This window comes from Pseudomonas sp. GM33, from assembly GCF_000282295.1.
Taxonomy (GTDB): domain Bacteria; phylum Pseudomonadota; class Gammaproteobacteria; order Pseudomonadales; family Pseudomonadaceae; genus Aquipseudomonas; species Aquipseudomonas laurylsulfatiphila.
This window is the reverse complement of sequence record NZ_AKJO01000172.1, coordinates 1-4502: the sequence shown is the minus strand read 5'-3', so window position 1 is coordinate 4502 and position 4502 is coordinate 1. Positions and strand designations below refer to the sequence as shown.

Here is a 4502-nt window from a genome sequence, read left to right as displayed (position 1 = left end):
ACATCGAATACCGGTTCACTGCTCAAATCAGTCGGTAGAAGAGGACTGGTCGCCGTACGTTTCAGCGCGATCGGGTAACCCTCGATTGGGCTGCCGGGTTTGGGCTCCAACTTAACGGTCCCAGGCTGCCCCCTGAAGAGCACGCCACCACCGGACGTCGCGTCTTTTCCTCCGATCCAGACCTCGACCTCATCGTCCAGTTTGGTTGACAACAACCGACAGATCACCGACAAGGACTGTTCCACCTGGGGAACGTAAATCAACAATTCAAACAAACCGCTTTGAGTAGCCCCGCCCGTCACAGTCCACTTCAAGCCCGCCTCGGTGAGAGGATGCGGTTCTTCAAGCGGCGGGTCGTAGATCATACCCAGCTCACCACCATTGCCTCTTTTAAGCGCGACATCCAACCCAATCAACGAGCTTTCAGGCTTGGGGATGAGCTCTATTGTGTAGGTACCTGAACGAAAGAACAGAAACTCGGGATGATCCAGGTCAACCGGCTCTCCATTGACCTTCAGCGACTCAATCTCATCGGTGGTGATTTTCGACATCACCCGACTTTCAATGGTCAAAGGTGTCTCGACATCGGCACAAACCACCTGCAACTCGAACACACTGCTGCGATCACCGCCGGTCACTTGCCATTCCAGCTTCAGGTCATCCGGAATTTTTCGAGGGGCCTTGAGAGGCGGGTTGTAGGTCATGCCCGGGCTGCCCGTTTCGTCAAGGAACACGTACAACCCGCGCATTGACTCTGCAAACGCTATCGTCAGCGGGCGGCTTTCTCCGCGAAAGAACACAGCGCCGAAGTCAGAAATTGGTGCACCGTTGACCTCTATCTTTTCGACTTCATCCTTCAGTTCCTTTGAAAGCAAATGCCCGGTGATGTCCCAGTCGCGCTTGAGTCTTGAACAGTGCATCTGAAGTTTAAATAAACCACTTTTTGCGCTCGTTGCTGAATTCAGAGCCCAGGACAGCTCGGCGCCTTCCACGGGGCGCTCGTTGTTCAGATCAGGACTGAAGGTCAGCCCCAGTGCTTTGGCATCGGCCGACAGAAGTGACACGGTGGAATCTTTGAGCAGCAGGTTTTCGTTCAACAGTTTTAACGTCAGCGGTTTTCCGCGGGTGCAAACAACACCTCGATCGACGACATCGGGTTCGTCTTTGTTGTTTACCTGCAACACCGCATCCTTGCCCCACGGCGTAACGGCCAACGCATGCACGGGCAACTCTTTACGGAAATAGCCTTGCTCGTAATACAAGCTGGGCACGGTGACATTGATCAGGTGGCGACCTTCTGTCGATGGTTTGAAGTTGTAGGGCGTGACCCAACCCGATGCATCAGGATCAGCCGCTTGAAGGTCTTGCTCCCCCAGTTTCCATTTCGCCGCAAATGGCATGGCCTGTTTCGTGTAGTAAGAGATCTCCCGTGCCTTGAGCGTGGTTTCTTCACCGTATTCAATCACCTGAAACTGCTCGTTGCCGCTGGCCTCGACAAAATCAATACGGTGATGCCCCAGTGAAACCGGCATATCAAACGTGTAGTACGGCGAAGTGAACTCGCTTTTCAGCCAAAAAAGTGGGAACGTTTGAATCGGCGCGTCGGCGGGTTTTGGCGGGCATTTGATCGTCCAGGAAACACCCTGCTCGGTAAGCTTAGAAACCGCTCCAATATCCGGTGTAAACGTCACAGGAAAGTCTGGATCGTCCGGGCCCTTGAGCGTGCTGAATGCTTGGTTGATCCAGGGGTTGTCATCTACAGCCTTGATCGTGAAGGTGTGCTCAGCACCATGGCAGAAATACAGCGGTCCAGCAGCCATCACCCCAGAATTGCGATTACCCGCCATTACGATATCTCCCGATCATTGGCACAGCGTGAAAATTATGTGTTTTCACTATCTGAGGAATGTCGGTTCGCGACTACTGTCAGAAATAACAGCTCGAAAGATCGTTCGGCGATAAAGACCAGGCGCTTGAGATCAACTTTTATTCAATAAAGAAGGCCGCGCCGTTCATCAGTGCGGCCATTGCACAGACTCACTGCGTAACGCAGCGAGTCGTGGTGGTGGTTCGGGTCACCTCGCCGTTTTCAGCCCGCACATCGCCCAGTACATCGGTTTTATCCATGGCCTGGCAGGTGCGTACAGGAGGGGGTGGCGTGACCGCTGGAGGGGGTGGCGGGCTGGAACAGCCGCCGAGAATCGCTACGCACAGTGCCAGCGACAAGGATGAGATAACGCGTTTCCCAAGAGTTTTCATAGGTTGACCCGCGATAAGTGATAGACACATTTTTGTGACAACAAAACCGGCGCGCAAAATCCATACACCTGTCACAAAAATAAATATCTGCGAATCACTTATAGCCCAGTCAGTGGCCAACGCCAGTAAAAGCTGGCAGTTCTTACATCACCGGGTCAGGGCGTTGCAGGGAATTGCACTGCAGTTCATAACGCAATTCTTCGATCAGCGCGGCGACCGACTCTGCTGTCTGTAGCGTGCTCATGTTCAGGCCACTGACCACCAGGTCCACCTGGCCCGACACCGGGTGATAGAGCTTCACGGTCAGCCAGCGTTCGCCGGTGATACTGCATTCACAGGCCAAGGGTGAAAAACTGCCTTCGATCAGCAGCCTCAACTGCGCCAGCGTAATCATTGCGACGGGCCCTGGCGGATTGATGCAGGGTGTATCGGATTCATGGGGCTTTTCCTGTTGGCGGTTTACGCAGGGGGCGCGCAGGTGACTTCACGTCGCCTGCTGCATCACCAGCCTAAGAGCCACCGCAGCGGGTCGACACATGAATTTGCACCCTGCGCCTTAGTGCAATTGCACCTTAGCGCTGCCCCTGAGGCCGCCACTCGCTGGAAAACAGTCCCCGCTCCCGCGCCCAGACAATTGCCTCGCTGCGGCTGTGTATGGCGAGCTTGGAATACACCGCTGCCACATGGTTGCGCACCGTGTTCGGCGCCAGTTTCAGGCGCGCGGCGATTTCCTTGTCGGCCAGGCCTTCGCAGATCAGGCCCAGCACATCGCGCTCGCGGGCGGTCAGCTCGGTGAGGGCCGCGCTGGGCAACTTCGGCGAATTCACGCTTTTTACGTTGGCCAGTTTTTCGATCAGCGTGCGGCTGAACCAGGAGGCGTCCTTCATCACTTCCTCGATGGCCGCCACCAGCTCCAGCTCGGTGCGCTTGCGCTCGGTGATGTCCATCAACACCAGCAGATAACAGGGTGTGCCCTGAATGTTCACGGTGTCCGCCGACACTGTGCAATCGATCAGCCCGGCGTCTTTTCTACGCACACGCACATCGATGCGGTCCAGGCTGCCGGTTTTCTCCAGGGCGGCGAACAGCTGGATGCGTGCATGCCGGTCTTCGAAGAAGTCGATCTGCGTTATGCCGATCCCACGCACCTCTTCAGCGGGATAACCCAGGGTATCCAGGAACGCTTCGTTGACATCCAGCACCAACTGATCCACCGCGCCGCACACCAGTATCGGCACCGGCGACAGGCGAAAGGCCTTGGCGAATCGTTCTTCGCTTTGGCGCAGGGCGATTTCAGCCTTGTGCCGGGGCTCCATGTCGACAAAGGAAAACAGCATGCAGGCTTCGTCGTTGAGCTCCAGCGGCTGGCCGGCCACGATCACTTGCTTGCTGCCACCGTCGGCCAGGCGCAACTCGGCCTGCATCTGGGGAATGGTCGCCCCTTCGCACAGACGCTGCCTGGCCAGTTCCTTGTGCTCGGCCTGGTCCAGCACGTCCAGCTCATAGGTCGAAGTGCCGATCACCTGGTCACGGGCATAGCCGGTCATTTCGAGGAAACCGGGATTGACCTTGATGTAGCGCAAGTCACTGAGGCGGCAGATCACTGCCGGCGCCGGGTTGGCGGCGAAGGTTTTCTCGAAGCGTTGCTCGGCGCTGGCCCACTCGGTGACATCGTCCATGATCAGTACCAGCGATTCCGGGTCGCCACGACTGTCAGCCAATACCAGGCTGCGCACGCGATGGACCCAGGTACGCGTTGCGTCCGCCGCCGGCGTCACTTGCACCAACACATCGCTGAACGTCTCGCCCCGCGCGACCCGGTTGATCGGGTAGCTGTCGATTGCCACCCCGTGATTGTTGCGATAGCGCAAGGCGAAACGTTTGGCATACGCCCCGGCGTTGGCGCCCAGGTCGCTGACTTGCGCAACACCGTGCATGGCCAGCGCCGCCTCGTTGGCCCACAGGATGCTCTGGTCGGGATCGAGCAGAATCACCCCGTCGGACAGACCGGCGATAATCTGCTGCAACTGGCGGCGATTGGTTTCCGTGCTCAGGACGTCCTGGCTCATTGCATCTCCACAAGAATGGCGACCCTGTGGAGAATACGACCGCCCGAGCTTGCATTAGTGCAAAGGAACCTTGTGGGAGCGAGCCTGCTCCGGGCGGCCGTTTGACTAGTACAGATTCAACGATTCCTCCAGCCCTGCCAATCTGTTGACGTAAAAGCAAAGATCGCAGCCTGC

At 57.0% G+C, this 4502-nt stretch carries 3 protein-coding genes; all 3 read right to left on the bottom strand.

Going from position 1 to position 4502, the window contains the following annotated elements; translation table 11 throughout:
* On the bottom strand, nucleotides 1–1847 hold a 1847-nt coding region (locus PMI26_RS03745; protein WP_007979350.1), incomplete at its 3' end, for a hypothetical protein.
* Between the two features lie 554 nt (nucleotides 1848–2401).
* Complete coding sequence (locus tag PMI26_RS03750) at nucleotides 2402–2653, bottom strand: DUF1652 domain-containing protein (protein ID WP_007979349.1); 252 nt, start codon at nucleotides 2651–2653, stop codon at nucleotides 2402–2404.
* A gap of 178 nt (nucleotides 2654–2831) precedes the next feature.
* The gene (locus PMI26_RS03755; protein WP_007979348.1) at nucleotides 2832–4328 is read right to left on the bottom strand and encodes a helix-turn-helix transcriptional regulator; all 1497 of its coding nucleotides are present in this window, start codon (nucleotides 4326–4328) and stop codon (nucleotides 2832–2834) included.
* Between the last annotated feature and the right edge of the window lie 174 nt (nucleotides 4329–4502).